Source organism: Phycisphaerales bacterium AB-hyl4 (genome assembly GCA_041821185.1).
Lineage (GTDB): Bacteria > Planctomycetota > Phycisphaerae > Phycisphaerales > Phycisphaeraceae > Natronomicrosphaera > Natronomicrosphaera hydrolytica.
This window is the reverse complement of record JBGUBD010000018.1, coordinates 43,818-68,743: the sequence shown is the minus strand read 5'-3', so window position 1 is coordinate 68,743 and position 24,926 is coordinate 43,818. Positions and strand designations below refer to the sequence as shown.

Below are 24,926 nucleotides of genomic sequence, written 5' to 3'. Positions count from 1 at the left end.
TTTTGCGTACTCGGCGTCAGTGCTGCAACAAAGGCGGGAAGAGAATCCCCCCCTCTCCGCTTAAATGGTCCGTATGAACGCAAAAGCGTCTACGGACCATTTTTATTGCACATCGCCGCCACCCGCGGGACCGCCCTGTCCCCAAATGGTCCCCAAAGGGCCTAAGTTTGGGGGGCGCGGGGGATGCGGTCCCCCCCGTCTAGCCCATCTCCACCTTCCAGTCGCCACGGTAATTTCGTGTACCAGTGGCCGTTCTGCGCATCCCCGTCGACAAACGGGGTATGAACAAGCAGCACACCCCACCGTCGTCACCAACGGCCACGCCCGCCGGTCCACTGACACTCGAAGAAGTGCAGACCGCCTTCGCCACGCTGGCCGATCAGTACCCACCCCTCCTGTCGCTGACTCAGGCCGCCGAACTGGCGCACTACACGCCCGGCTCGCTGAAGAAGCTGGTCAGTCAGGACCGCTTCCCCGCCAGTGCGATCCGTGCTCGACCGCTGCGATTCTGGCGCGACCGGTTCACGTTGGAGGTGTTCAATGGCGCCACCTCACCTCGCCGGTCGGCCAAGCCCTTCAAGGAGCAGCCGAAGGCCACCCCATCCGTCCGCACGGAGAGCACGACACGATGAAACTAGCTGACCGTCATGTTTGTGAGGGCACGGTGCCGCGGATCACCATCGGCCGACGGGTCAGCGACCAGACCAGCGGCGGCATGTTTGGCGAAAAGCTTTCGCACTACATCGATCTCATGCGATGGTGGTTTGACCGACCGATCGTGCAGATTTACAGCGCCTGCGCTCCGAATGTGGTGCCGGTGTGCACAAGTACGGGCAGGCCTTCGCGACTGACGTAATCCCACAGCGGATCGAGTCGGCGATCGTCCGGTCGGAAGCCGGCGTACATGGGCATGAGTTTCACACCGCGCAGGCCAAGTTGCCGATGCCCTTCGCGCAACTCGTCTTCCCAGCCGGGCTGGGTGGGGTCGAGCGCAAGAAAGCCGAGCAGGTGATCGGGATGCCGGGCGACGGTTTCCGCCACGAATGCATCTTCAACCCACAAACCCGAGAGACGGGCCTTGCCGCCGAAGACGATAGCCCGCGTGCCAGGGGGCGCCTGCCGGGCGTAGTCCTCGAAGGTGGTGGTCAGATCGACTTCGACGCCGGCACGGGCACGGCGGGCCTGCTCGCGGAAATTGGCGTCGAAGTGCTGGGGGTAGCGCCAGCAGTGAGTGTGCACGTCGATGGTCATGGGCCCTTTTCCCGCAGGATGCCAGTAGCGGCTTCGCACGCCAGCGTGGTGGTCAGCGCCGCATAGCCGTCCTCAAATGTCGCGCCACTCGTTCGGCCGGTTTCGATCGCGCGTGCAAAGTGGTTCAGTTGGCCAGCCCAATGCTGACACATCTGCGGCAGCGTGTGGGGCTGCGATTGACCATGCAGATGGTACTGCGCCGCGCCGCCGGCCGGCAGCGCGTGGAGCCAGCCGTGCGGGCCGACCGCGTGCACGCTGCTTTGCGGCAGGGTCGGCAGCAGCCAGCCGATCGTCAGGTGCAGCATCGCCCCGTCGGCGTGCTGCAGGTTGGCGTGCCAGACGTTCGGCCCGGGCAGGCCTGGCGTGGTCCGTACGGCCGTGGCGTGGACGCTCGTGAATGGCGTACGGTTCCACTGCCGGGCAAGGTCGATGAAATGCGAGCCTTCATGCGTGATCGCGGAACTGTGCTGGAGGATGCCTTCGATGCGCGCGCGATGGGCCGCGTCGCGCGGGTCCAGCCGTTCGTCGAAGATGCGGATGCTCGCGCTGACGGGGTTGCCAAGCTGGCCGATCAACTCGGCAAGCTGCTCGGCAAAGGCGCTGTAACGGAACACGAAGCCAACCTGGTAGATGGCCGACGACGCCTCAACCGCCGCCTGTAACCGTTCGGCATCGGCAAGCGAATTGGCCAACGGCTTTTCATCCAGTACATGCTTGCCATGCGTCAGCAAGTCCATCGCGATCGCAACGCTGATCTCCGGGTGCACTGCCAGCACGAACGCCTCGGCCTCGTCCAACAGTTCGCGGTAATCGGCCACCTGTCTCACGCTCGGCACCTGCCGCGCCAGACGCGCTCGTGGTTCGACGTGCGGATCGCACAGGCCAACGACGTGAAAGTCCGGATGCGCGAGCAAGGCGGGCAGGTGGCCCTGCTCGGCAATCGCACCGCAGCCGATCAATGCCGTGCGGATCGGTCGGGTCATGCAGTGAACTCCACCGGCTTGTGTGTTGGCAGCCCGTCGACGCGACGCAACAGGCCCAATGGATTGGCGTTCTTTAGGGCCGGGGGTAGATGAGCGTCGGGCACGTTCTGATACGCCAGCGGTCGAAGGAAGCGTCGCGCCGCCAGCGTGCCGACGGAGGTGCTCGCGGCAGCGGTCGTGGCTGGGTAAGGTCCGCCATGAACCATGGCATGACAGACTTCAACACCGGTCGGCACGCCGTTGTAAACGATACGTCCGCACACGCCGGCGAGCCGTTGCAGCACCTGATGAATGTGTACCGGTGCTTCGCCGTCGCCCGCGCGCACGGTGGTGGTGAGTTGGCCATCGAGTTGATCGATGGCTTGCAGCGAAGCGTGCAGGTCTGGGCAAGTCACGACGATTGCGTGCGGGCCGAACACTTCTTCGTACAAGGCGGGATGCTGAAGCAACGTATGCACGTCGGTCAGCAGCAGCGACGCGGTGCAGGCCGAGGTTTGGTCGGCTATGGGCTGGAGCAGCGATTGAATACCGGGCAGCGCCGCGTGCTGCCTTGTGGCAGCGAGAAAATCATCACGGAATCGGGTGCCGAGCATCTGGAGCGGGCCTTTGGTCTGAAGCTGACTGGCGATGGCTCGGGCAAGCGGTTCGCCGTCGCCCACGGTGAAGATCAAGCCCGGCTTGGTGCAGAACTGACCGCTGCCCAGCGCCACCGCATCGGCCAAAGCGGGGGCCAACTGCTCGGCCCGCTCCAGGGCCTTCGGCAGCACGAGCACGGGGTTGACCGATGCCATTTCGGCAAAGACGGGGATCGGGCGAGGGCGGGCGGCGGCGAGGTCGTGCAGCCGGCGGCCGACGCGCTTCGAGCCGGTGAACCCCACCGCCGCCACAGCCGGGTGTTGTACAAGACATTCGCTCAGTTTCGGCGATTGCCCTTGCAGCAGCGCGAACAGGCCGGCAGGGCAACCCGCCGCTTCGAGACCCTGATAAACCGCACTTGCCACACGTTCGTTGGTGGCCGGGTGAGCCGGATGCCCCTTCACGATGGCCGCGTTGCCCGCCGCCAGCGCCGAAGCCGTGTCGCCACCCACCACGCCGAAGGCCAGCGGAAAATTACTCGCGCCGAACACCACCACCGGGCCGATCGGTACATTCACACGTCGCAGGTCTGGCTTCGGTGCGGGGCTACGGTGTGGATCGCCCACGTCGATGACCGGGTCGAGGTGGTCCCCCGCTTCGACGAAGCGGGCAAACATGCGAAGCTGGTTGACGGTGCGGGCCATCTCGCCTTCCAGGCGTGGTCGGGGCAGCGCGGTCTCGCACGCCGCAGCGTCGTAGATCGCTTCCGCATGTTCATTCAAGGCGTTGGCGATGGCGTCCAACGCCTGCGCGGCGCAGCGCGGGTCGCGGTCGGCAAGCTGGTGCATCGCGGTGGTGGCTGCGTGAACTGCCCGGCCCACGTCCGCGGCGGTCGCTTCGGTAAACGGCTGCGGCAAGGCTTCGCCCTGCTGCGCATCGATGGCCTGAAACGTCGCCGTGGCGTCCGCCTGCCAGGTTCCGTCAATCAAGTGTCGGCCGGTCAGTGATGTCTGTGGCATGCGTTGCCTTTCGTCGGGTCCCATGGAGGTCATACGTCTTATTCATTCAAAGCGGCTGCACCTTGACGAGCGTCTGCCGCTCACGGGCCACGCACAGCGGGTTGACCAGCGGTCGGCCGAACCCACTCCACTGCACCACCATGCGATCGCCGGCGCGCAGTTCGACGCCTGTACCGTAGGAAAAGGCATCGGCGCCGAGGAAGTGAACATGCGCGTCGCCCGGTCGACGGTGCTGCGGGTATTTGAAGTGGTGGTGTTCGAGATTGGCCAGCGAATGGCACATGTTGGCTTCGCCGGTAGCAATGGCAGCGAACCAGAGCGTCTGCCCATCACGTTCAATGCACACCTCGCCCCGCACGTCCTCAAAGTCAGCGCTGATGCACAGCTCCGGGCCCAACGCGCACTCGCGCAACTTGGACGGGGCCAGGTAGAGATAGTTCCGCTTCTCGAGGGCGTGGTCACTGAACTCATTCGCTGTGGCGAAGCCGACACGCCGGGGTCGGCCCTTTGCGTCCACGAAATAGCAGCCGGCGATCTCGGGCTCTTCGCCGCCGCTTTCACCGAATGGCGGCACGGTCAACGGCTGCCCGTGGGCGCAAAGCACCGTGCCGACACCCTTGAAGAACCACTCGGGGGCCACGCCGATGCACCCCGGTGCCGGCCGACCACCTTCCAGGCCCCAGCGATACATCTTCATGCTGTCGGTCAGTTCGGCAGGTTCAAGCTCGTGCATGGCCTGACGATTGTCGGCGCTGGCCTGATGCGTGAGGCCCGTGCCGGTCACCAGGCAACGCGCCGGCTCGTCGGGATGATCCCAGCAAGGCAGCAACCGCCAGTCGCCGGTGCCGGTGTAGATGGCGTCGTAATCCAACCGATCCCCCTTTGCCAGTTGGCAGGCGATTTCCGCCAACGGCTCGCCTTCCTCGGCTGCCTGATCGGCGAGGCCGTAGGCCGAACGAACCTCGTGCAACAGCACGAGCGCATCGCCCTCCACGATCGCCACCGCTCGCTGGCCGGATCGTTGCAACTGAACCAACCGCACGTCACGCATCGCTCGTCTCCAAGCGAAGCAGCCGCTCCGCGTTCTGCCACAACACCATCCCCCGCGCCGCCTCGCTCAGCCCCGCGTGCGCCAGGTCATCCAGACGCTCGGCCAGCACCCGCCAGCCCGCCACGCCAAAGTCTGAACCGAACAGCACCTTCTCCGGTCCCACACGCTGCACGAGATATTGAATATCGCCCGCTTTCGGACAGCAGGTGCACACATGCAGGTTCGCAATCTCCGCAGCCAGTTGCGCCGCCGCCTCGGTGTAGTCCGCCAGCCCGCCATGCCCAAGCACCACGGTGGTCCGCGGCGACCGGCGTGCCAGCGCAGCGATCTGAAAGGTCGTGCTGTAAGGCGGCGTGCCATCATGAAAAAGCACCGGCACACCATGATCGGCCGCCAGCCCAAGCAGTCGGTTCATCGTCGGCCACACCATCGTCGACGCGAAGCTCTGCATCCACGGATGAAACTTCACCCCTCGGAACACACCGCGCTCCAGACATCGGCTCAACTCCTTCACCGCCGCCTCGCCCTGCTTGGGGTCTACGGTGGCAAAGGGAATCAGACGCCCTGGTGCCTCGGCAGCCGTCGCCGCGAGCCGGTCGTTGGCCGCAACCGACTCACCATAAAATCCCATTACCGTGAAGATGCACGCCCGGCGCACACCGCAACGGTCGAGCCCTTCCAGAAACGTCGCTCGATCCATCAGCGCATGATCAAACCATTGCGACTCGAGGTGACAGTGAAAATCAAAGATCGGCTCGTTCACCATGTCAGCACCCTCTGCGCATTGCCGCCGAGAATCGCCTGGTGCGCCGCATCAGGCAGGTCAAGCCGATCGAGCATGTTCAACACCACCTCCGGATGGTTGCGTGGCGCGCCACTGCCAAACAGCAGACGATCGCCAAAACCCGCGTTCACCAGTTCGAGAATCGCGTCGCCCCAAAGCAGCGATGTTTCCAGCAGCAGGTTGCCATGCTCGGCCATGGCATCGGGCACCTCGAACCACATGTCGGTAAACCCACCGCCACCGAGGATGAAAGACGTCTGTGGAAACCGCCGGGCCACCTCCGCCATAGCTAGAATGTCACCGTAAACGTACGTCCCAGCCTGCATCATGACTGGCCAGTTCAGCGACGCCGCCTGCTCCACCAACGCCATGTTCACCGACTCGATCGGCATGAAGCCTTGCCGGGCCGGGTGGAGGAACAGCCCCGCCGCGCCGCGATCGGCGCAGCGTCGCAGCTCGTCGATCGCCTCATTGCCGGCCCACGGGTTGGCGGTCACCCATGCCCGCAATCGGTCGGCCTCACTGTGGCGCAACCGCGCGTCGTTGCCCTCGCGCCAGGCCCAGACCAGTTCACGCCCCATCGGCCGGGTGATTGCCGCGGTAATGCCGTGGCGGTCCATCTGTTCCAGCAGCGCATCGGCATCGAGGCGAAGGTGGTTTTCCACCCCGAGCATCGCGTGCACGTCGATGATCGTCGGAATCGGATCAGTCATAGCCTCGGCTCCACACCAAAGCCCGGCCCGTCCGGCACGGCAATGCGGCCGTCTTCAAGCGCCAAAAGCTCGTGCACGGCGCTGCCGGTGTAATACAGTGACGACGCGAAATCACCCGGCCACCGCTCGACGTCAAAGGCTTTGCAGCCGGCCGCCAGTGTCGTCATCGCCGCGAGGCCGACGTCGGTTTCCAGATTTGAGCCGACGGCACAACCCTTGCCCGCTGCGGCGGCCGTGCGCGCCATGGCCAGCGCATTCGAGAAGCCGCCATTCTTGCCCGGGTAGACCGAGAGCACGTCGAACGCGTCGAGGTCCAGGGCCATGGCCAACTGGTCGGCGGTGAAGATCGCTTCGTCCGCCATCACCGGCACGCTCGCATGCCGCCGCACCGCCGCCAGCAGGTCCAGCCGATCGCGCGGCGTCGGCTGCTCCAGCAACGCGATGCCGACAGGCAGCATCGTTTCGAGCGCCCGCAACGCCACGTCTGCCGAGGGGTAACCCCCATTGGCATCCAGCGTAAACACCACGTCCGACCCGACCGCCTCACGCACTGCTCGCAACCGCACCGCATCGTCTACACCCGGTAGACCCACCTTGAACTTCAAGCATCGAATCCCGCGAGCATGGAATTCCGTGGCCATCCGCAGCGTCTGTTCCAGCGGGTACGCACCGATGCTCGCCCGCGTCGGCAACGAAGTCGACGGCGGACGGTCAGCCACGAGTTCCAGCACCGACCGCTGCTGCCGACGAGCCCACAGATCCCATGCCGCCGTCTCGACCGCCGCCTTGGTGAACGGATGGCCCCAGCAAACTGCATCGAGCTTCGTCAGCAGTTCGCTCGGGTGCTCATAGCTCGTACCGACAATCGCCGGTGCGAGTAGTCCGCGAACCAGTTCCGCCTCCGTCTGGGCCCACTCGCCGCTCCAGATCGGCGTCGTCGCCGCCTCGCCCCAGCCCTGACAGCCATCCGCGTCTACCAGTTCCACCAGCAGGTATCGCGACCGGTCGTGCACGCCAGCATGAGAGCGGATCACCACCTCCGGCCGAAGCGCATGCTCGCACACATGACATCGCACTGCCGCCACCACCAAACCGGCACCTGTTCGTGTCGCTGGCTGGTTCATGTTCTCGCCCGCCCCAGGGTTCCGCCGGACACCAGTTCTGCATGCAACGTGTGCTCGGCTCGCTCCGCTAACGGTTGTTCCGCACCGATCGCCTGCTGAAGCAGTTGCGCCCCCAGCAACGCCGCCTCCGCCGCCGGCTCGTGAAAAGTCGTGAGCGCCGGGGAAGCGAGCGCCGCCAAGGGGTGCCCATCGTGCCCGACAATGCTTAGATCTTCCGGCACGGCGACCCTGCAGTCCCGCGCCGCCGCCAGCGCGGCCAGCGCCCATTCGTCGTCGGGGAACAACAAGGCTGTGGGATAATCACCGACCTGCAGAAGTTGGCTGACCATTCGATACACCTCCTGCACATGATCCGCCGAGATCACCGCGTCCGCCCCCTCTCGCACAGTCGGCAAGCCCCAGCGTTCGTCCTGCCACTCCAGCATACCCGCCTGACGAAGCTCAGCCAGCATCGGCTTGTAATAGCTGGCCAGTGCCGCTTCGTCCGCTGCCCGCACGTAAGCCACCCGTTGATGACCCAACGCTTTCAGGCGCGACACCAGCGCCTTGATAGCGCCACGTCGTTCAATCCGCACAGCCAGTCGCGCGTGGCGCGGCGCAGTCCGCAGGTAGACCACCGGCACGCCCGCCTCCGCCAGCAGTGTCCGCGCCTCGGCAGGCAGCGCCTGGTCATTGTCCACCAGCAGTCCATCAACGCGTCTGGCCAGCAGGTCGCGCACCGTGTCCGCATCCATTGCCGGCGCGTGATGGCCCGTGACTGCCACATAGCTGCGACAGCCCAGGTCAGCGTTGTGCCGTTCGATGGCCTGCAACGCCTTGGCCAGCAACGGGTCGAGACTGTTTATCAGCACCCCGACCGACATGCTCCGCGCCCCGGCCAACGCCCGGCTCAAAGGATTGGGCGTGTAGCCGAGTTCTCGGGCGGTTTTCAGGACCCGGTCACGCGTTGCCCGGGGGTACCCGTCATGATGGTTCAAGATGCGCGACACCGTGGTCTTGGTGAGGCCAGTGCGCTTCGCAATGACGGATAAGGTGATCATGGCCGATCGTAGAATAACCGGTTGTTTATAGTTAAGCAACCGGTTACATTGAGTTGCCTCAAGGATCCGCAGACCCAAGTGACCAACAGGAGGCTTCGTGGCTGATTCCGATCCTGCCGTGGACGTAACGGGTGCCACACCCGAAGTTTCGTCGGCTCCAAAAGCCAGGCAATGGCCCCCGCGTGCGCCGCTGACCGAGTTTGAGCAGACTGCGGAGGACGCCGTGGCGGCCCGGTTGGCCGCCACGGGCGAGCGGCCGTCGTTCGAAGCGCTGGCCGCGATGCTGCCCCCGCTTCGCTACGTCAATGCGCCCTTCAAGGCCTATCCGCTTGTCTTGAGTGAGCCGGAAGGTGAACGCAAGATTCGTGTCGTCTCCGATGGCTCGGCGGTACACTTGGGCATCGAGGTGAACAAACGGCCGATCGGCGTCGACCAGGCATCGCACTGGAACGGGCCGGCTTGGTCAGTGACGCTGGAAGTGAATGCCGGCGATGGGTGGCAGCCTGTTTGCGCCCAGCCGCGCTGGCACGACGGCTGCCTGCCGATTGCTGGCTGGCAGTGGATGGCCGGGCCGCAGACACTCACCTTGGATGTCTTTGCCGCTGACGTGCCAGGCGCGTCCGGCCGGCTGGCAGCGTGGTTGCGCTGCACCGTCAAGGGCAAGCCCGAGGCGACCGCACCGCTGCGCTGGCGGGCTCGCCTGGCACGACACGATGACGCGGGTCAGTCGATCCCGGCAAACCTGCAATGCACGGGCGGCGCGTTGCAGGATGACGAAGGGCATCTGTTCGGCGGCGTCGGCCCGGGGTGGCAATGGGACGAAGCGGAGCAGACGCTTGTCTGGTCGCCTGCTGCAGATTCAACGGAACACGAGGCATGCCTGCTCCTGCTGGATCAGCCGGCCCGGCACACGCTGATCAACCACCCCGCCTCCGAGCGCTCGGCCTGGGCGATTGAAACCGAGCGGGCACTGGTGAACAACGCCGCCTTCCTCGCCGACATGGCCGAGCCGACCGCTTGGCACGACCGGATGAACGAAGTCGCTCGGCAATGGCAGCAGCAACTTGCTCCCGCCGGATCAGCGACCGCCGAGCTTCCCGAGCCGCGTGTCGATCAGGCAAGGCAGGCCGTGCTCGCGAGCCTCTATGTCATCGCCAACCGCGGGCAACTCAACTACTCGGTGCACAACCCCTACGAGCGGATGTACACCGATGAGACCGGGCTGGCTTGCACGGCTCTCGCATGCTGGGGCCACATCAAGGCGGCGGTGCGCTTCTTTGAACAGGTCACCTTCTATGACCAGAAGAACGTGATGCCTCATGACCTCGGTTGTCGACTGACACGGCTTTGCCGACTGGCACAGCTTGAAGGCGACAACGGTGTGATCCTGCGCCGACACGGCCGACGCATGCGCCGCTGGGCCCAACAGATCGCCGCCAGCCGCAACACCGAGCAACACGGCCTGCTGCCGCCCACGCAATATTGCGGCGATCTTCCGCAAATGGTTTATTCGTTCAACGGCAACGCGGTGGCGTGGCGAGGCCTGCGCGATGCGGCACTCGCCTTGGCGGACGAGAAGTTGCTGGCGCATGCCGAGTCAATGCGTGCGGCGATTCTCCAGGCCGTGGAAGCGTCCACCGACTGGCAGGCGAATCCTCCGTTCGTGCCCATGCAACTGCACGGCGACGAACCGACGCCCACCGGCCAACTGACCAAAACCACGCTCGGCTCATACTGGGCATTGGTCGCGCCCTACGCCATTGCCAGCGGGGTGTTGCCCACCGATCACCCAGCGCAATCGGCCATGCTCGACACGTATCAACAACGCGGCGGCCTCTGCGCCAGTCTGGTGCGCTGGACGCCGCAGTCAGACTACAACACCACGACGACGTTGCTCGAATGTGGGATCGACGATCTGTATGGCGCCGGGCTCGTGGAAGCTTGGGCTCGCACTGACGACGCCGATCAACTGGAACTGGCCCTTTACGGCAAGCTGGCCATCGGCATGACCCACGACACCTGCTACGCCGGCGAGATTGCCTCGCTGGCCGAGAGCCGAATCCACGGCCAGCTTGATCCGCCCGGCCGAAGCTTGTTCCTCCCACCAAACTCGGCGGGGCAGGGATGGTTCAACGTGCTGCTGCGCCACATTCTGGTCTATGACTTTGATGCCCAGGGCAACGGCGTACCGGACACGCTGCGTCTGGCACATGCCACGCCGCCGCGATGGCTGGATGATGGGCAGGTTCTGGCCGTGCACGACATGCCCACGGCATTCGGACCAGTGAGCTATCGCTTCACAAGCCAACTGAATGCCGCAACGCCCCGGGTCAGGGGCGTCGTGCAGTTGCCGCAGCACCCCAACTTGAAACAAGTCACGCTGCGGCTCCGCCTGCCCCATCCGTGGCAGCTCGATGCGGTGCATATCGATGGCCAATCGCCCCATCCGTTTGATTCCGATACCGCCACGATCGACCTGGGCGGCCTTGCCGGAAAGAAATCGATTGATGTCAGGCTGCAGCGCATCCGAGGCTGATCCACACTCGACCCGACATGGAAATGCTGGCGTTGCGATGACGAAGGTCGGCGGTTGCACCACGGCAGGCGTGCCGCAATGCTTTCAGTTACCTACGATCTCCAATAGAGCGTAAAAGCCAAGGTGGATATCAGTGACCGCCCCTTCCATCCCTACGCCGTACCAGCGGCCATCGCGTGCAGCCGCTGGAAGACGCCCCGTTCCGCGACGAGCTGATCGTAGTGGCCGTCCTGAATCACCTGCCCGTTCTGCAAGACGAGAATCCGATCGGCATGGCGGATCGTGCTCAGGCGGTGGGCGATGACGAAGGTCGTGCGATCCGCGAATAGCGAATCGAACGCTTCCTGCACCGCTCGCTCGGATTCCACGTCGAGTGCGGAGGTCGGCTCATCAAGGATGACGAAACGGCTTTGCAGCATGATGCAGCGGGCAATGGCGAGGCGCTGGCGCTGGCCGCCGGAGAGGCGCGAGCCGCCTTCGCCGACCTGGTACTGGAGCTTGCCGGGCAGGTGCTGAACGAACTCCCACGCGCGGGCGCGATCGAGGGCTTCGATGATTTCCGCTTCGCTGGCTTCGGGCCGGGCACAACGAAGGTTGGCTTCAATGGAGGTGTTAAAGAGGTACGGGTCTTGCAGAACGACGCCGAAGAGGCTGCGATAGTTTTTCAGCGGCAACTCGCGAATGTCGTTGCCATCGAGCAGGATGCGGCCGTGGGTCGGGTCGTAGAAGCGCAGCAGCAGGTTGGCGAGCGTGGTCTTGCCCCCGCCGCTGGCGCCGACGAGCGCGACGCTCTGGCCGCGTGGGAAGGTGAGGTTGAGGTTTTGCAGGACGAGTTGATCGGGTTCGTAGCCGAAGCTCATGTTTTCGAGTGTCAGGTCGCCGTGGACGCTGGCGGGCATGGTGGCGTGGGGCCGTTCTTCGACATGGCTGGGGGTGTTGAGGATGGTCAGCAACTGGTCGAGGCCGGCGCGGGCGGCGGTGATGTCGCCCCAGACGTTGGTGAGCGTGGCGACGATGGTGATGAAGGTGGCCTGGTAGGCCATGAAGGCGACGAGATCGCCGAGGCTCAGATCCATTTCAAAGATGGCATAGGCACCCGCGAGCATGATGCAGGCGGTGACGAAGTAGCCCGCCATGTTGGTGATAACGCTCAGGCGAAACGTCTGCTTCACCGCGTCCAGCGCCCTTAGCTGAGCTGGCCAGAGGCGGGTGGCGAACTCGTCTTCGACTTGCTGTTCGATGGCCATGGCCTGAATGGTGCGCGTACCGCGCAGGCGGTCGACGATGAAGTCGGAGATCTGGTTCTGTGATTCATTTTTGAGCCGAGTCGCCCGGTAGATCTGCGGCGAGGTCCATCGGCTGATCACGACGTAGCCCACGCAGCCCGCGAGGATGATCGCGGTCATAGGCACACTGAGCATGAGGCAGGCAATGAGGCTGGTGGCCATCGCGACGATGTATAGCGATAGCTGCTTGAAGATGGTCTGCATCGCCCCGCCCACAGCGTTGATCGCCGTGCCGAACACGCTCTGGTAGAGGAAGCCGGAGGGAAAGCGATGGTGGAAGCGCAGGGAGAGGCGCTGGAGGTGGCTGAAGCCGGCGTTGCGCAGGGCGAAGGTGATTTTTTCCTGGGTGAGCAGGATCTGCTGCATGGCGATGAACCAGATGCCCGTGCGGATGGCGTGGGTGAGCACGAAGCCGCCTGAAATCAGCAAGGTCAGTTGCATGCTGCGCTGGGGGATGGCTTCGTCGATGAGGTATTTGAGAAACAGGGGCATGACGCCGAAGATGCCGCCGGCAATGGCGATGAGCGTGCAGCCGACCACCAGCCGCCCGCGGTGCGGCCGCAGGATGGGCCCGAGGCGCGCCGCGATTTCGCGGAGCGAGTGTTTTCGCAGGTCCAGCACCGGGCCGTCGGACGGGGGTGGGGCGGAAACAGGCATGTGGGTTCAGTGGTTCTGCGGCGACCAGCCCAGCAGTTCACGCACACGGTGGTTGGGCAGGCGCTCGTTGGTGATGTCGCCGCTGGCCTGCACGATGTGGCAGCCGGGGCGATCGAGTTCCAGTGCTTTGCGAAACAGCTCGCGTGTGTCGCGTGGCCCCAAGGCGAAGACGTTACGTTCCTTGGCCGGGTCAAAGCGATACTGCGGCCAGTCCGCTTCGTTGCGCGGCAGGATCAGACGCAAGGCCACGAGCGTGGCGTCGGGGCATTGTTGCGCCGCCGCCTGGCAGAGAAATTCACCGACTCGCTTGCTCAGGCCGTAGGGCTCCCATGCGTCGGCGGCACAGCTTTCGTCTATCGCCGAGCGGTGACAGTGGCGATATACACTCAACGAACTGGCCACGCATATCCGCCGAACGCCAGCTTCCAAAGCCGCAGCCAGCGTGCGGTACAGGCCACGCACGTTCACGTTAAAAGCCGCGTCGATATCTTGTACCGTGCGTCGATCGCCGTTGTTGGTACCCATCGCCAGGTAAACCAGGGCGTCCTGCCCCTGCACCGCTTCACGAACGACTGCCGGGTCGTTGACGTCGCCCACAAAAGTGCGATCCTCAGCACCCGGCACCGGCCGCAGGTCCAGATACCGGCAGCCATGCACCGTTTCCAGCGCCGGCCGAACAATCGCGCCCACATAACCCGCCCCACCAATTACCAGCACGTTCATGATTGACAACTCGACACCCCGGCATCGGAATCCACACGATGCCGGCATCGTAGTCGCTGGAGCCAAAGATTAAAGCCAACTTCGGCACGAAATGAAAACATTTTGCTCAAACGCATCGAGCCATGACGCGCTTCGCCCTAAGCCCGGCAATCGCCAGTCATGGAGCATGGCTCACCGCCGTCGTCGCCGCATCAGCATCCCCGCCAGCGTGCCGAGCACCAGCAAGGCCGAGCCCGGCTCGGGGATCACGAACACCGACACGTCGTCGATCAGAAAGGCCATCGACCAGTCATGGGTCGCCGGATAGCCCATGCTGAAAAAGTGATAGTTCACGCTGTCCATCCCCGGGTTCACGCCGCTGGTGTGATTCGTGGCGAACTGCGTCGAGTTGAACACCCGGTCCGCTTCGGTCAGCGGATCCACGCCGCCGCTGGCGTAGTAGTGGGCGATGCCCGCTTCGTCGAAGGCGAGGCCGAACGTGTACCAGCCGCCGCCGGCGAGGTACGGCCCCGCCACGTCGATGGCATAACCGTCACCCAGGCGGAAGCTCAGGTACGGCTGGCTGCGTGTCGGATGATTCGACTCGCCCTGCGGCCAGTAGTTGATCCAGATGCTCGGGTAGTACCGCCCCAGGGCATCGACGCCACCGACGCGATCATTCGACACCGCTTCCAGGCGCATCCCGAACACGCCCCAGTCGGTGTTCAGCTCATCCACCTCAGGCAGGTATACGCGGGCAATCACGCTGGGCAGGTCGGCCCGGGTGGGCGACGTCACGCCCCGGTTCGTGTAGCTCTGGCTGACGAAGTCATCCTGGCCGGGCGTGGCGTCCTTGCCGAAGTCCTGCGAACGCAGCAGCAGCGACTGGCTCTGACCGGACAAGCCGCCAGCCGGCGAAGCGATGGGTTCCACCACATCCGGTGCCCCACGGAACGAGCCGCGCCACAGGCCGTTCGCCGAGGTGGCGGTGTCGTGATTGAACGACCAGGCAAGGTCTTCGAAGTCGTCGGAGATCGCGTCGATGCGCATGCCATCGCCGGGAATCGGCTGGGCGATGGCGGGAGCAGCGACGACGAGCCACAGTGGGAACACAAAGCTGAAGGTGCAAGACCAGAACGTTTTCATGCGATTACCTTCTTCGATGTATGCGGATCGTGACATTAGCCTCGTGACGGCGAGCCTGCGATTTGCAACGGATATACAGCAGCGTCTTCCCCATCGATTTGGCGCGACACAGCCGGTGCGGACTGGAAAAGAATAATCGTTGCTCATGGTTTGGTCTCATGGATTGACAGAACGGCTTTTCTCGCTGTTTCGTTCAAACGGCGCGGCCGTTCTGGCTCCGGCCGAACCTTCTCCGCCCAAGCCGGGCGTCGTGGGTGCTGGAAGCTGGTGGATGCCATGACGAATCGTAAACAGACCGGGGTAACGATCCAGCCAACCAGCGTTCGCGGCGGGGGTGAACTGTGGCGAGTTGAGTTCTACGCCATTCATGGTCGGCACGCGACTGGCAAAGATCGCTGCATGCATCGCGCTCAGCCCAGGATTGGTCAGATCCTGCAACGACACCTGCATGCCGTGCCGCTTGGCCCAGGCTGCCGCGACGAGCGCAAAGCTGTGACCCTTGCATGTCTTCAGTGCAAAGCCGGACCACCCTTGCGCTCGAGCCACTTGCATCGACTGCAAGGTCATCAGCCCCTCATCGACCATCACCGGCTTGCGAGCGGCAACCACCGACCAGTCAAATGCATGAGTTTCAATGTCCCGCCCGGTGGGTTGCTCGATCATCTCCAAAGCGTCGTAGGCGTCGCGATCCATCGACGCGAGTTCGTCCAGGAAGCCCGCGGCGAGAAGACGGTGCGGAAGGCGATTGAGAACGGCATGAGCAGCACGGACGCATTCAAGACCTACGGCATCCTGTAAACTCGTTGCCGACCGACACCGCGGAAAGGGACACGATGCAACTGCAGGGCAAGCACATTCTGATCACGGCCGGCGCGGGCGTGGGCGTGGGGGCGGGCGTGGTAGACGCGGTGGTGGAAGCGGGCGGTCGGCCGCTGGTCAACGACGTGGATACCAACAAGCTCCAGAAGGTCCGCAAGCGGCACCCCGACGCGATGCTGCTGGCGGGTGACGTGAGCGAGCCGGCGGACGTGGATCGCCTGTTCGCCGAGGCTACGAAAGCGGTGGGGCAGGTGCACGGGCTGGCGAACAACGCGGGCGTGGGCTTGACCAAGCCGGTCGCCGAGACGACGCTGGAAGAGTACGATCGGCTGCACGCGGTGGACTCGCGTGGCGTATGGCTGATGAGCCGGGCGTTCTTGCAGCACTGTCGGCAACGCAACATTCCTGGCAGCATCGTCAACGTCTCGTCGATCATGGCCTACGGCAGCATGACCGGCTACGGCCTCTACGCGCAGGCGAAGGCGGGCGTCGAAGGCCTGACCCGCGGCATCGCCGTGGACTACGGCCGACACGGCATCCGCTGCAACGCGATCGCCCCCGGCTATGTGCATGCCGAGCAGAATCTCGAACTGATGCGCAGCTTCACCGACGATCCGCAGGCGTGGGTCGATCGCTACGTGCGCAACTACCAGGCGCTGGAGCGGCAGATCGAAGCGATCGACTGCGGCCGGGCGGCGGTGTTCCTTTTAAGCGAGGCAGCGCGGATGATCACCGGGCAGGTATTGCGGGTGGATGGCGGTATTTCCAGCATGGCCGCAGACAAGGGGCTGGTCTGATGAGCAAGTCGAATGTGATCCGTCGCATCATCGTTCATGAAGTGAAGGTGCCTGCCAAGGAGGGTGCGGTCAATCATCCCAGTGTGGATCATCCGCTGCACAAGATCACCGTCGCCGGCCAGGCGACGTGGTCGGTGCAGTTCGATGCGCTGAGCAAGGTCATGCTTGAGTTGGAACTGGACAGCGGCATCGTCGGCCTGGGCGAGTGCTATCGCGATCATGCACCGGCGACAATCGACAACATCGCCCGCTCGCTGATCGGGCAGGACATCCTGACGCTGAATCGGCAGCAGTTGCCCATCGGGCACTGCCGGGAGTATGACGGCTTTGAGTGTGCGATCACCGATGCCTACGCGAAACTGCACGACCTGCGCGTGGCTGACCTGCTCGGCGGACCGGTGCGGGATCGCGTGAAGGTCGGTGCGTGGACGGGGCATCGCACGGTCGACGAGATGGGGCCGATGGCGCAGCGGTTCGCCAAGCAGGGCTTTGACAACTGGAAGCTCAAGTGCGGGCTGGACGATGATGTGGTCGGCTGGTGCGAGCGGGTGGCTGAGGCGTCGCCGGGCATGACGGTGACACTGGACCCCAACGAGCGGTGGGAGCGAGCGGACGAAGCGCGGTCGCGCATCGCGAAGCTCGCCGAGGTGGGCAACGTGCTTTGTCTGGAAGACCCGATTCCGCGCTGGATGCTGGCGGAGTATGCGGAGCTTCGAAAGTTGAGCCCGATCCGCATCGTGCTGCATGTGTCGCTGCCTTACATCGTGCATGGCCAGCGGGTGTCGGACGCCGTCCTCGCGCTGCAGCATCGCGCGGTGGATGGGTTCAACTTCAACGGCGGGCTGGCGGGCTTTGCGCAACTCGACCGCATCGCGGCGGCGGCGAACCTGCCCTGCTGGCATGGTTCGGAGGTGGACCTGGGCATCCTCGAAGCGATGTACGTGCACCAGGCCGCGGCGGCGGTGAGTTGCACCTGGCCCAGCGATATCTTCGGCCGTATGGTGCGGGAGCATGATTTACTCAAGCAGCCGCTGCGGATCGAGCCGCCGCACGTATATTTGCCCGAGGGGCCGGGGCTGGGCGTGGCGCTGGATGAGGCGGCGGTGAAGCATTACGCATTAGATAGAAAGGTTTACGAATGAGTTCGCTGTTTCAGGCCAATCCGTTCCCGCAAGCCGACGCCGACCGGCACGCCATCTGGCAAATGCTCGTCAAGCGGGACTTTGATGCCTTCCTGCAGCGCGACTGGTCGATCGTGGCGGACGACTTTCAGGAAGACGAATTTGAAGGGCTCAACGCCCACTTCCGTGCCAACCCGGATGCGTGGCGGTTGCAGTTCGCCGAGCTGTCGGCGTATCGCGATTCATGGCTGAAGCAGGCCAGCGACTTTGCCAGCGTGCAAGTGCAAGGCGATCGGGAAGCGGCGCTCTACACCGCCACCGTGCTGCGCGACATCGAGATCCAGGGCGACCGCGCTATTGCGCACAAGAAGTTCGACGGCCAGGTGCCGCTGGAAGGCGGCGGCGCGATCACCCTGTGCTGGCAGACGCTGTATCGCCTGCGGCGCATCGACGGCCGGTGGAAGATCGTCGGCTTCGTGGGCTACCTGCCCAACCCGATGGGCAGCGCCGCCAGCCCGGGGGCGGGGGCGGAGGCGGACCGACCGCAAAAGCATCGGCCGCACACGGCCCGCCAGCATGTCGGGGCCGGCCCCTACTCGCCAGTGCTGGAGGTGGACGCCGATCGGCTGGTGGTGATCTCCGGCCAGGGCCCGCTCAATGAGGCAGGCGCGGTGGTGGGTGAGACGATTGAACAGCAGACGCAGGTGACGCTGACCAACTGCCAGCGCCAGCTCGCCGAGGCCGGCTGCACGTTCGCCGACGTGTTCAAGGTCAATGTCTACCTGGCGGATCTGGATGAGTGGCCGCGCTTCAACGCGGTCTACCAGGACGCGATGCCCGAGCCGCGCCCGGTGCGGACGGCGGTGGGCACCGCCCTGCTGCTGGCCATGCGCGTCGAGATCGAGATGTGGGCGATCAAGCGGCGCTGACGCGATGCGACGCGATGCCTCACCTCGGTCCGAGCGCTTCGGGCATCGGCCAGGTGGCAAACTCGCTCACGAAGGCAACGACGTCTTCCGTCACCGCCTCCAACAACGCAGCGCCCTTGGCCTCGCTCGCGATGGTGGGCTAGCCCAGACTGCCGGTGGCGGTCATGCGGCTGAAGCGGCGGAACAGGGCGACGCGTTTTTCACCTTGCAGCCAGGGGCTGTCGATGATGGTCGGCGCATCGCTGGCCAGCTTGTGCTTCACCAGTTCCGGCCGAAGGTGAAGCATCAGGCTCGTCTCGTACTCGCAGGCGTGGGTGATGCCGGGCGTCTGCATGCTCAGCTTCGCCGCATCCGGCTTGCCCACCGACCACCACGACGCGAAGGCCAGCAGCGCGTCGGCCGCCATCGGCTCAACCACGGCCAGCTCGGTCAGCGCCTGCGCGGCGGGCGTCTCGTTGCCGCCGTGACCATTCAGAAACAACAGGCGGCGGAAGCCCGCCTGCAGCACGGACGTGGCGAGGTCCTGAATGACCTGCGTGTAGAGCGCGGGCTTGAGGCTGAGCGTGCCGGCAAAGTCCAGGTGATGGAGACTCGAGCCCAGTCAGAGCGTGGGCAGGAAGATCGCGCGCTCGCCCAGCGCCGCCTCGGCCCGCTCGGCGATCGCGGTCACCTGCACCGTGTCCGTGCAGATCGGCAGGTGGTGGCCGTGCTGCTCGATCGAGCCCAGCGGCATCACCACCGGCGTCGCCTTGTCCAGGGCTTTGATGTCCTGCCAGGTCTGTTCATGCCACTTCATAACATCGCCTCATCTCGCCCCACGATTCGTCCAGCCGCCAACGCGACGGTACACGAGCGGGCATGATACCGCCTTCAACCATCGATCCGCATCATCGCCCGCGTCACCCATCCCATCTACCGTCGAGCGTACCTCGGAGTGTGTCAACCCGCTTCCATAGCGAATCATCGCCATCTCAGGATCCCACGTAACCCACGGGGCGGTCGACGGAGTCCGGAGTTCGCGGCAGAGCCTCGAGCACATGTCCCTGTGGCCGGCCGTGAACACGAACGTTGTGACTTCACCTCCATCCCTGATACATAAGAGAAAGGCGTGAGTCATTCGGCGTCCGCGCGTGAGCTAACCTGCCGCGCGAAGCCTTCCGTTTCCGTCTCCGCGAGCACCCGCCGTTCACCGGCACGCAACTCATCGAAGCACAAAGGGGACGAAAGGCCTGCGTCGCGGCAGGTCGTGGCCAGGTCGGCAGAGCGCCGGCCGGATGTTTCGCCTGCGGACTTGCGCAGGCGGTTGAACTTGTGGGGCAGTGTGTCGGGCACGGCATCGCGATACGGCTCATACACCGGCTGCGCTGGCTGCCACCACCGACCGCTGCAGATGCATACGATCGGTGATGGCATGCGCTCGACCGCTCGTGTCAATCCGACGCTCAACTTTACGTTCTGGAGAGTCGGGTCAGCTGCTTTCGTCGGCCCCGCCCGTCGGGCACGGCACGCCCCTGCGCCTCGTGCCAGGCACGGATAATCTTCGTAATCGTGTTGCGACCAAGCCCCAGCTTCGCGGCGATCTCGCCATAGAGCACACCCCCTTCGAACAACCGCATCACCTTTTCGATCACCTGTGGATCTTCGGCCTTCGTCGGCATCAACCGCTTCTGCGTCAGCTGCGAGCGCCGTACCCGGCCATCCGGCATCGGCTGATCGTGCGCCGCGTACCAGTGCTGCAGCGCCGCCGCCCACGTCGCATCGTCGATCAGACGTAGATCATCAAACACCTGCAAGTCCAGCGGCATCTCGCGCGCCACCTGCCGACCATAGCTGGCCCGGTTCTGCCAAATGGTTTCTTCCGCGCCGTAGGGCCAGCGGCCGACGTAACGCGGGTTTTTCAATACCCCCATCACAGCCTGCCGCGTCCACTGCCCGGTGACGCACTTGGGCGAGAGCGGCGCCAGCTCACGGTTGAGCCGTCGCGCGATCTCCTCGACCGACAACTCGTGCCGGACAAACCAGTCGTAGATCCGCCGCACCCACTGGGACTCGGTCTCATCGATCGCCCACGTCTGGGCCGGGCGACCGCGGTTGGTCATCACGCCCTCGACAGGCCGCCCCCGGTAGCCAAACGTCCGCGTGCCCCACTGCCGCCGACTTTTATGCAGCCCCTTGTGGGCCGACTGGATGTTGGCCTTGGACATCTTGGATCGCAGCGAATCGATCAGCCCCAGCACCGGCAGCAGGTATTCCCAACGTTCCCCATCCTCGTCCGTGTCGATCGCTTGGGACACAAAAACGAGACGCTTCTTGCAGTCAACGATCTGTTCCGCGACGAATCGCAGGATCGCGTAGAGCTTGCGGTAGAGGCGGTTGGTCTGCAGGACAATCACCACATCGACCTGGTTCTGCTCCAGTGCCGTGATCAGGGCCTCCAGACCCGGCCGCTTGTCCGATCGACCCGAGATACCTTCATCGCGGAAGATCATATCTTCCGCCACCGTGATCCCGTTGGCCTGGGCCCACGCCAGACACTCGCGGACTTGGTCGGGCACGCTCTTCTGAAAGCCGGTGGAGTGCCGGGCATAGATCGCGCCGCGCTTGGGCCGATTGATCCGCGCCGCCATGCCGACCACAAGCAGCATCAGCGTGGTGTTCGTGGTCATCGAGGCGATCGGCGTCCACTGAGCTGGCCAGGGAAGCGTAGAGGGTGACGATTTGAGGTTGTCCCGTTTTTGTCCCGGTTGACGATGTTCACAACTGGGTACAACGGGGAACGACGGGGAGCATCCAGAGTGACGCAAACAGTTGCCCTCAAACAACTTGGGCGCTGAAGTGTGGTGCGAGCCATGTTTGGCGACAAGGGCATCCTCGAATCCCCCCCTCTCCGTATTCTTCGGACCGCCCTCGTAACCGGCTGAAAATCAGTCGGTTACGAGGGCGTTTCTGATTGGCACAGTGCATTGTGCCAATCGTGTGCCAATCACGCTCACATCGATTGCCTCGATGCCTCCTGTTACTGGGATTCCTGCACGTCGCTACGCTGCAACATGCTTTCAACAAACCGAATTCGATCGATCCGTTCCCGGGCGGTCCGGTCGCCCAGGTGCCGGTAGATGGCGGTCACCTGGCTGCTGTGGTGCCCGAGCCATTCCATGATTGTCGTTTCTTCGACGCCGCTGCGAAAGGCGATCGAGCAGAAAAAATGGCGAAACGAGTGCAGACGGCCATCTGCGAACGCCACGGTCCGGCCGTTCCGCGGAAACCGGTCCGCCAGCGGCCCGATCTCATCCACTGCCGCCGTTTGCCGCTTTGGTTCAGCAATGGTCGCCCGAACTTGTCGAAGGCAGGAACGCGTTTGAGGCCCAACGGCAATTTGGCATGTAGGCATTTTCGACGAGCCGCACCGCGCTTCCCTCGTGTCACCTTCAGACTCAGGAAACTAGGCCACGCCGAGCATCGCCACGCCTTGGCGATAGCCAAGGCCGCCGTTGCCATGCACTGCACCCAGACGGGGGCAAGCGACACCTGATATCGCGTTTTCGCGCAGGCGATCACACATTGCCACCAGCGCATTGAGCGCTGGATTGTTCCATGGGGCCCGGCCGATGTTCATGCCGCCAGCAACGGTGATTTCATACGAAGCGAGTACGGCGGGAATGTCGGCGACATCCCGAGCGATCCCCGTAGCGAGCAGAAAGCCAAGCGGTGCGACCGGGAAGCAGGTATAGACTTCGATCAGGGCGCGATGGCGGCGGAACGCGTCGCCGAGATCAACGCCTGCCTGCTCGTACGCCGTCACGCAGGCACGGGCGAGGTGATCGTACCGGGCGATGTCGTCCACGTGAGCGGGGCCATCGCGTGTCTGGCCGAGGCCGACACCCAGCACCGCGATCCGGTGTGTATCATCCCGCAAGCACGTGTCGCTGGCGACGATCACCGCCCCCGCGAAATCGATGACCGGGTTGGCGCAGTCGACCGCTCGGAACAGGTCGGTCACCATCTCGAACGCTGCGGGAGGCGGCGGTTTGTACCGCCCTTGGCGCTGTGCGGTGCGCACATAGTTGTCATAGAGCGTGTGAGCCAGTTGCATGAAGCGGACGTCACCGATTCCGTGCAGCCGCATGAACGCACGGGCCAGCAGCGTATATGCCTGAGGAAGCGGGCAGTTATCGTAGATCGACATCAACCGCTGCCGCAGCGGCTTGTCATGTGCATACTGGGATCGAAGGTTGTCCTCGCCGGTGATGAGCACGGCATCCGCACGTCCTGCACGGATGAGTTCATCGGCGCGAGCGAGCGCTTCGATCGGTCCACAGCCGCTACGAAAGTGGTTCGCCTGCACAGGGGTGTCCCAGCCGGTGTGGAGCGGATCGATCACCAGTTCGATCCGGCGCGCGCCTTGCTCGCGCAGATGAGACCACTGCTGATGCACTGTTTGAAGCGTGCCCTGGCCGTCTACGACGCGAGCGGCGGCGGTGATGTAGCTTCGGCTCATGATTGGGGCACGCCTTTGCGTTCGATCTCGCGCTGGCGAAGCACGCGACGGATGATCTTGCCCGTGGTGGTCATCGGCAACTCAGAGACGAACTCGATCTCGCGCGGGTATTCGTGAGCGGCGAGTTGGGTCTTGACGTGGTGTTGGATTTCCGCCGCCAGCGCATCGCTGGGCTGGACATCCCCGGCCAGTACGACAAAAGCTTTGACCACTTCGGTACGCGCCGCGTCCGGGCTGCCGACCACCGCAGCCATGGCGACCGCCTTGTGCTTAAGAAGACAGTCTTCCACCTCCGCCGGCCCGATGCGGTAACCGCCGCTGGTGATCACATCATCCGTTCGGCCAAGGTACCAGAAATAACCGTCAGCGTCGCGCCGCCCCAGGTCTCCGGTGAGGAGCCAGTCGCCGATGAACTTCTCGGTCGTGGCCTGCGGATTGTTCCAGTAGTTCAGGAACATGACCGGGTCGGGCCTGCGAACGGCAATGTGGCCGTGCTCGCCATCGGGAAGCACGTCGCCTTCATCGTTAATGATCGACACGGTATGTCCCGGCACCGCCCGGCCCATCGATCCGGGGCGCACGTTCATCAGCCCTGCACAGTTGGCGAGCACCAGATTGCACTCCGTCTGGCCGTAAAACTCGTTGATGTCGAAGCCGAAGGTTTCCCGCCCCCACGCGAGTATCTCACCGCCGAGCGTTTCACCGCCGCTGCCGATGCTGCGTAGCTTGTAGTCGAACCGGGCACGAGGCTCGCTCACCTGCCGCATCAGCTTGAGTGCGGTGGGCGGGAGGAACGTGTTACGCACCTGGTGGCGTGCCATGAGGGCAAATGCCTGCTCGGGATCAAACTTGCGCGGGCGATGCGCGAGCACAGGCACGCCGTGATGCCATGCGGGTAGCAGTCCGTCGATGAGTCCGCCGATCCACGCCCAGTCAGCGGGGGTCCAGAAAAGGTCGTCAGGCTGCGGGAAAAACTCATGCGGCAGTTCGACCCCCGGCAGGTGTCCTAACAGCACGCGGTGTGCGTGCAGCGCTCCCTTGGGATTCCCCGTCGTGCCTGAGGTATAGATGATCAACGCTGGATCGTCCGCGACGGTCCGCACGGGCGTGAAGCGGCCGTGTGCCGCTGCGAGCAGATCATCGAATGCGTGCACGCCAGCGGGAGCGTGATTGCCGGTGACGATGATTGCGCGAAGGTCGGGCAACGCCTTGCGAACATCCATCAGCTTGGGCAGTTGGGTTGGATCGGTGATGATGGCTCGGGCGCCGCTGTCGCTGAGGCGATACTCCAGGGCGTCGGGCCCGAACAGGGTGAACAGCGGAAGTGCGATCGCACCGAGCTTGTAAATCGCCGCATGAGCGATGGCCGTCTCGGGCGACTGAGGCAGCAGAATCCCGACGCGATCCCCCCGCTCGACGCCCAGCCCGCGCAGCCCCATCGCGAGCTTATCGGAGGCTTCTTTGACTTGGGCGAACGTGTACCGGGTGACGCGGCCGTCCTCGTCTTCAAAGATCAGCGCCAGTTTGTTCGGGTCGCTCGCATGGCGATCGACAATGTCGACGCCAATGTTGTATACCTCCGGCACGGGCCAGCGGAACTGCGCGTAAAGCGCGGCATAGGTGTGCGTTCGGTGCAGCATGGAATCGCTCTGGGAAGGTTTACTGTGACTGCGGACAGTATATAACCTGCGGAACTGACAGAAGGGTCCCCGATGCGCTGGGACAGGTCTTCCAGGAGTTTGACGAACCGCTTGCTCAGCCGCTGATCGGGAAACGCGCTGGCACTGACTTCATCTTGAATCCAGGCATCCATGCCAAGGGACTCCGTCGAAGCTGGACTGCTGAGGGTGCTCACTCAACCGGAAGATTGTAGGAAGCCGGAGCCAGACCCCCA

At 64.2% G+C, this 24,926-nt stretch carries 22 protein-coding genes and 3 pseudogenes; 6 read left to right on the top strand and 19 right to left on the bottom strand.

Translation table 11 applies throughout. The features are described from left to right. The first annotated feature begins 281 nt into the window (after positions 1 to 281). Positions 282 to 632 carry a hypothetical protein gene (locus ACERK3_18755; GenBank protein ID MFA9480316.1) on the top strand — a complete coding sequence of 117 codons (351 nt, stop codon included), beginning with the start codon at positions 282 to 284 and terminating at the stop codon, positions 630 to 632. 160 nt (positions 633 to 792) lie between these two features. On the opposite strand, the pseudogene ACERK3_18750 reads toward ACERK3_18755, so the two are convergent. The 8 genes and pseudogenes from ACERK3_18750 to ACERK3_18715 form a co-directional block, all read right to left on the bottom strand. Beyond that, positions 793 to 1,251, bottom strand: a pseudogene (locus ACERK3_18750) (amidohydrolase family protein). After that, the gene (locus ACERK3_18745; protein MFA9480315.1) at positions 1,248 to 2,234 is read right to left on the bottom strand and encodes a Gfo/Idh/MocA family protein; all 987 of its coding nucleotides are present in this window, start codon (positions 2,232 to 2,234) and stop codon (positions 1,248 to 1,250) included. Before ACERK3_18745 ends, ACERK3_18750 begins: the two are co-directional and overlap by 4 nt. After that, positions 2,231 to 3,829 carry an aldehyde dehydrogenase (NADP(+)) gene (locus ACERK3_18740; GenBank protein MFA9480314.1) on the bottom strand — a complete coding sequence of 533 codons (1,599 nt, stop codon included), beginning with the start codon at positions 3,827 to 3,829 and terminating at the stop codon, positions 2,231 to 2,233. Before ACERK3_18740 ends, ACERK3_18745 begins: the two co-directional genes overlap by 4 nt. Before the next feature lie 46 nt (positions 3,830 to 3,875). Beyond that, a complete protein-coding gene (araD1, locus tag ACERK3_18735; protein MFA9480313.1) occupies positions 3,876 to 4,880 on the bottom strand; it encodes an AraD1 family protein in 1,005 nt (334 codons plus the stop codon). Next, positions 4,873 to 5,646: an amidohydrolase family protein gene (locus ACERK3_18730; GenBank protein ID MFA9480312.1), complete on the bottom strand. Its 774-nt coding sequence runs from the start codon at positions 5,644 to 5,646 to the stop codon at positions 4,873 to 4,875. The genes araD1 and ACERK3_18730 overlap by 8 nt, the downstream gene beginning before the upstream one ends. After that, positions 5,640 to 6,377, bottom strand: a complete 738-nt coding sequence (locus tag ACERK3_18725; protein MFA9480311.1) for an amidohydrolase family protein — start codon at positions 6,375 to 6,377, stop codon at positions 5,640 to 5,642. The genes ACERK3_18730 and ACERK3_18725 overlap by 7 nt, the downstream gene beginning before the upstream one ends. After that, positions 6,374 to 7,501, bottom strand: coding sequence for a mandelate racemase/muconate lactonizing enzyme family protein (locus tag ACERK3_18720; protein ID MFA9480310.1), 1,128 nt, complete (start codon positions 7,499 to 7,501; stop codon positions 6,374 to 6,376). The genes ACERK3_18725 and ACERK3_18720 overlap by 4 nt, the downstream gene beginning before the upstream one ends. Further along, a complete protein-coding gene (locus tag ACERK3_18715; protein MFA9480309.1) occupies positions 7,498 to 8,541 on the bottom strand; it encodes a LacI family DNA-binding transcriptional regulator in 1,044 nt (347 codons plus the stop codon). Before ACERK3_18715 ends, ACERK3_18720 begins: the two co-directional genes overlap by 4 nt. A 97-nt stretch (positions 8,542 to 8,638) precedes the next feature. Between ACERK3_18715 and ACERK3_18710 the strand changes: the two genes are divergently transcribed. Next, a complete protein-coding gene (locus ACERK3_18710; protein ID MFA9480308.1) occupies positions 8,639 to 11,077 on the top strand; it encodes a hypothetical protein in 2,439 nt (812 codons plus the stop codon). A gap of 152 nt (positions 11,078 to 11,229) precedes the next feature. On the opposite strand, the gene ACERK3_18705 is transcribed toward ACERK3_18710, so the two are convergent. The 4 genes from ACERK3_18705 to ACERK3_18690 all read right to left on the bottom strand — a co-directional run bounded on the left by ACERK3_18705 (position 11,230) and on the right by ACERK3_18690 (position 15,561). Continuing rightward, entirely contained in the window at positions 11,230 to 13,020 is a 1,791-nt protein-coding gene (locus tag ACERK3_18705; GenBank protein ID MFA9480307.1) for an ABC transporter ATP-binding protein, read from the bottom strand. Between the two features lie 6 nt (positions 13,021 to 13,026). Beyond that, entirely contained in the window at positions 13,027 to 13,743 is a 717-nt protein-coding gene (locus tag ACERK3_18700; GenBank protein MFA9480306.1) for an NAD-dependent epimerase/dehydratase family protein, read from the bottom strand. A 171-nt stretch (positions 13,744 to 13,914) separates the two neighbouring features. After that, positions 13,915 to 14,868, bottom strand: coding sequence for a PEP-CTERM sorting domain-containing protein (locus ACERK3_18695; protein ID MFA9480305.1), 954 nt, complete (start codon positions 14,866 to 14,868; stop codon positions 13,915 to 13,917). Positions 14,869 to 15,024: 156 nt separating this feature from the next. Further along, positions 15,025 to 15,561, bottom strand: coding sequence for an enolase C-terminal domain-like protein (locus ACERK3_18690; GenBank protein MFA9480304.1), 537 nt, complete (start codon positions 15,559 to 15,561; stop codon positions 15,025 to 15,027). Between the two features lie 18 nt (positions 15,562 to 15,579). On the opposite strand from ACERK3_18690, the pseudogene ACERK3_18685 reads away from it, so the two are divergent. The 4 genes and pseudogenes from ACERK3_18685 (at position 15,580) to ACERK3_18670 (ending at position 18,534) form a co-directional block, all read left to right on the top strand. Then, positions 15,580 to 15,666, top strand: a pseudogene (locus ACERK3_18685) (RraA family protein). A gap of 35 nt (positions 15,667 to 15,701) precedes the next feature. Further along, positions 15,702 to 16,484: an SDR family NAD(P)-dependent oxidoreductase gene (locus ACERK3_18680; protein ID MFA9480303.1), complete on the top strand. Its 783-nt coding sequence runs from the start codon at positions 15,702 to 15,704 to the stop codon at positions 16,482 to 16,484. Continuing rightward, a complete protein-coding gene (locus ACERK3_18675) occupies positions 16,484 to 17,626 on the top strand; it encodes a mandelate racemase/muconate lactonizing enzyme family protein (protein MFA9480302.1) in 1,143 nt (380 codons plus the stop codon). The genes ACERK3_18680 and ACERK3_18675 overlap by 1 nt, the downstream gene beginning before the upstream one ends. Beyond that, entirely contained in the window at positions 17,623 to 18,534 is a 912-nt protein-coding gene (locus ACERK3_18670) for a RidA family protein (GenBank protein ID MFA9480301.1), read from the top strand. The genes ACERK3_18675 and ACERK3_18670 overlap by 4 nt, the downstream gene beginning before the upstream one ends. Before the next feature lie 139 nt (positions 18,535 to 18,673). Here ACERK3_18670 and ACERK3_18665 read toward each other — a convergent pair. The 7 genes and pseudogenes from ACERK3_18665 to ACERK3_18635 form a co-directional block, all read right to left on the bottom strand. Then, a pseudogene (locus ACERK3_18665) lies at positions 18,674 to 19,267 on the bottom strand (creatininase family protein). Positions 19,268 to 19,647: 380 nt separating this feature from the next. Continuing rightward, positions 19,648 to 19,947 (bottom strand): hypothetical protein, encoded by a 300-nt coding sequence (locus tag ACERK3_18660; GenBank protein MFA9480300.1) that lies wholly within the window; start codon positions 19,945 to 19,947, stop codon positions 19,648 to 19,650. Between the two features lie 35 nt (positions 19,948 to 19,982). After that, positions 19,983 to 21,200, bottom strand: a complete 1,218-nt coding sequence (locus tag ACERK3_18655) for a recombinase family protein (protein ID MFA9480299.1) — start codon at positions 21,198 to 21,200, stop codon at positions 19,983 to 19,985. Between the two features lie 350 nt (positions 21,201 to 21,550). Next, positions 21,551 to 21,829: a tyrosine-type recombinase/integrase gene (locus ACERK3_18650; protein ID MFA9480298.1), complete on the bottom strand. Its 279-nt coding sequence runs from the start codon at positions 21,827 to 21,829 to the stop codon at positions 21,551 to 21,553. Between the two features lie 147 nt (positions 21,830 to 21,976). Further along, positions 21,977 to 23,032, bottom strand: coding sequence for a hypothetical protein (locus ACERK3_18645; GenBank protein MFA9480297.1), 1,056 nt, complete (start codon positions 23,030 to 23,032; stop codon positions 21,977 to 21,979). Further along, positions 23,029 to 24,618 (bottom strand): acyl-CoA synthetase, encoded by a 1,590-nt coding sequence (locus tag ACERK3_18640; GenBank protein MFA9480296.1) that lies wholly within the window; start codon positions 24,616 to 24,618, stop codon positions 23,029 to 23,031. Before ACERK3_18640 ends, ACERK3_18645 begins: the two co-directional genes overlap by 4 nt. After that, positions 24,546 to 24,845: a transposase DNA-binding-containing protein gene (locus ACERK3_18635; protein MFA9480295.1), complete on the bottom strand. Its 300-nt coding sequence runs from the start codon at positions 24,843 to 24,845 to the stop codon at positions 24,546 to 24,548. The genes ACERK3_18640 and ACERK3_18635 overlap by 73 nt, the downstream gene beginning before the upstream one ends. Between the last annotated feature and the right edge of the window lie 81 nt (positions 24,846 to 24,926).

Excerpts from the sequence above, each read along its gene's own strand:
- ACERK3_18695 (MFA9480305.1), bottom strand. The coding sequence starts at position 14,868 with ATGAAAACGTTCTGGTCTTGCACCTTCAGCTTTGTGTTCCCACTGTGG.
- ACERK3_18635 (MFA9480295.1), bottom strand. The coding sequence starts at position 24,845 with ATGGATGCCTGGATTCAAGATGAAGTCAGTGCCAGCGCGTTTCCCGAT.
- ACERK3_18680 (MFA9480303.1), top strand. The coding sequence starts at position 15,702 with ATGCAACTGCAGGGCAAGCACATTCTGATCACGGCCGGCGCGGGCGTG.
- ACERK3_18705 (MFA9480307.1), bottom strand. The coding sequence starts at position 13,020 with ATGCCTGTTTCCGCCCCACCCCCGTCCGACGGCCCGGTGCTGGACCTG.
- ACERK3_18720 (MFA9480310.1), bottom strand. The coding sequence starts at position 7,501 with ATGAACCAGCCAGCGACACGAACAGGTGCCGGTTTGGTGGTGGCGGCA.
- ACERK3_18740 (MFA9480314.1), bottom strand. The coding sequence starts at position 3,829 with ATGCCACAGACATCACTGACCGGCCGACACTTGATTGACGGAACCTGG.
- ACERK3_18690 (MFA9480304.1), bottom strand. The coding sequence starts at position 15,561 with ATGGATCGCGACGCCTACGACGCTTTGGAGATGATCGAGCAACCCACC.
- ACERK3_18655 (MFA9480299.1), bottom strand. The coding sequence starts at position 21,200 with ATGACCACGAACACCACGCTGATGCTGCTTGTGGTCGGCATGGCGGCG.
- ACERK3_18660 (MFA9480300.1), bottom strand. The coding sequence starts at position 19,947 with ATGCCATCACCGATCGTATGCATCTGCAGCGGTCGGTGGTGGCAGCCA.
- ACERK3_18725 (MFA9480311.1), bottom strand. The coding sequence starts at position 6,377 with ATGACTGATCCGATTCCGACGATCATCGACGTGCACGCGATGCTCGGG.
- ACERK3_18670 (MFA9480301.1), top strand. The coding sequence starts at position 17,623 with ATGAGTTCGCTGTTTCAGGCCAATCCGTTCCCGCAAGCCGACGCCGAC.
- ACERK3_18755 (MFA9480316.1), top strand. The coding sequence starts at position 282 with ATGAACAAGCAGCACACCCCACCGTCGTCACCAACGGCCACGCCCGCC.
- ACERK3_18645 (MFA9480297.1), bottom strand. The coding sequence starts at position 23,032 with ATGAGCCGAAGCTACATCACCGCCGCCGCTCGCGTCGTAGACGGCCAG.
- ACERK3_18700 (MFA9480306.1), bottom strand. The coding sequence starts at position 13,743 with ATGAACGTGCTGGTAATTGGTGGGGCGGGTTATGTGGGCGCGATTGTT.
- ACERK3_18675 (MFA9480302.1), top strand. The coding sequence starts at position 16,484 with ATGAGCAAGTCGAATGTGATCCGTCGCATCATCGTTCATGAAGTGAAG.
- araD1 (MFA9480313.1), bottom strand. The coding sequence starts at position 4,880 with ATGCGTGACGTGCGGTTGGTTCAGTTGCAACGATCCGGCCAGCGAGCG.
- ACERK3_18745 (MFA9480315.1), bottom strand. The coding sequence starts at position 2,234 with ATGACCCGACCGATCCGCACGGCATTGATCGGCTGCGGTGCGATTGCC.
- ACERK3_18715 (MFA9480309.1), bottom strand. The coding sequence starts at position 8,541 with ATGATCACCTTATCCGTCATTGCGAAGCGCACTGGCCTCACCAAGACC.
- ACERK3_18730 (MFA9480312.1), bottom strand. The coding sequence starts at position 5,646 with ATGGTGAACGAGCCGATCTTTGATTTTCACTGTCACCTCGAGTCGCAA.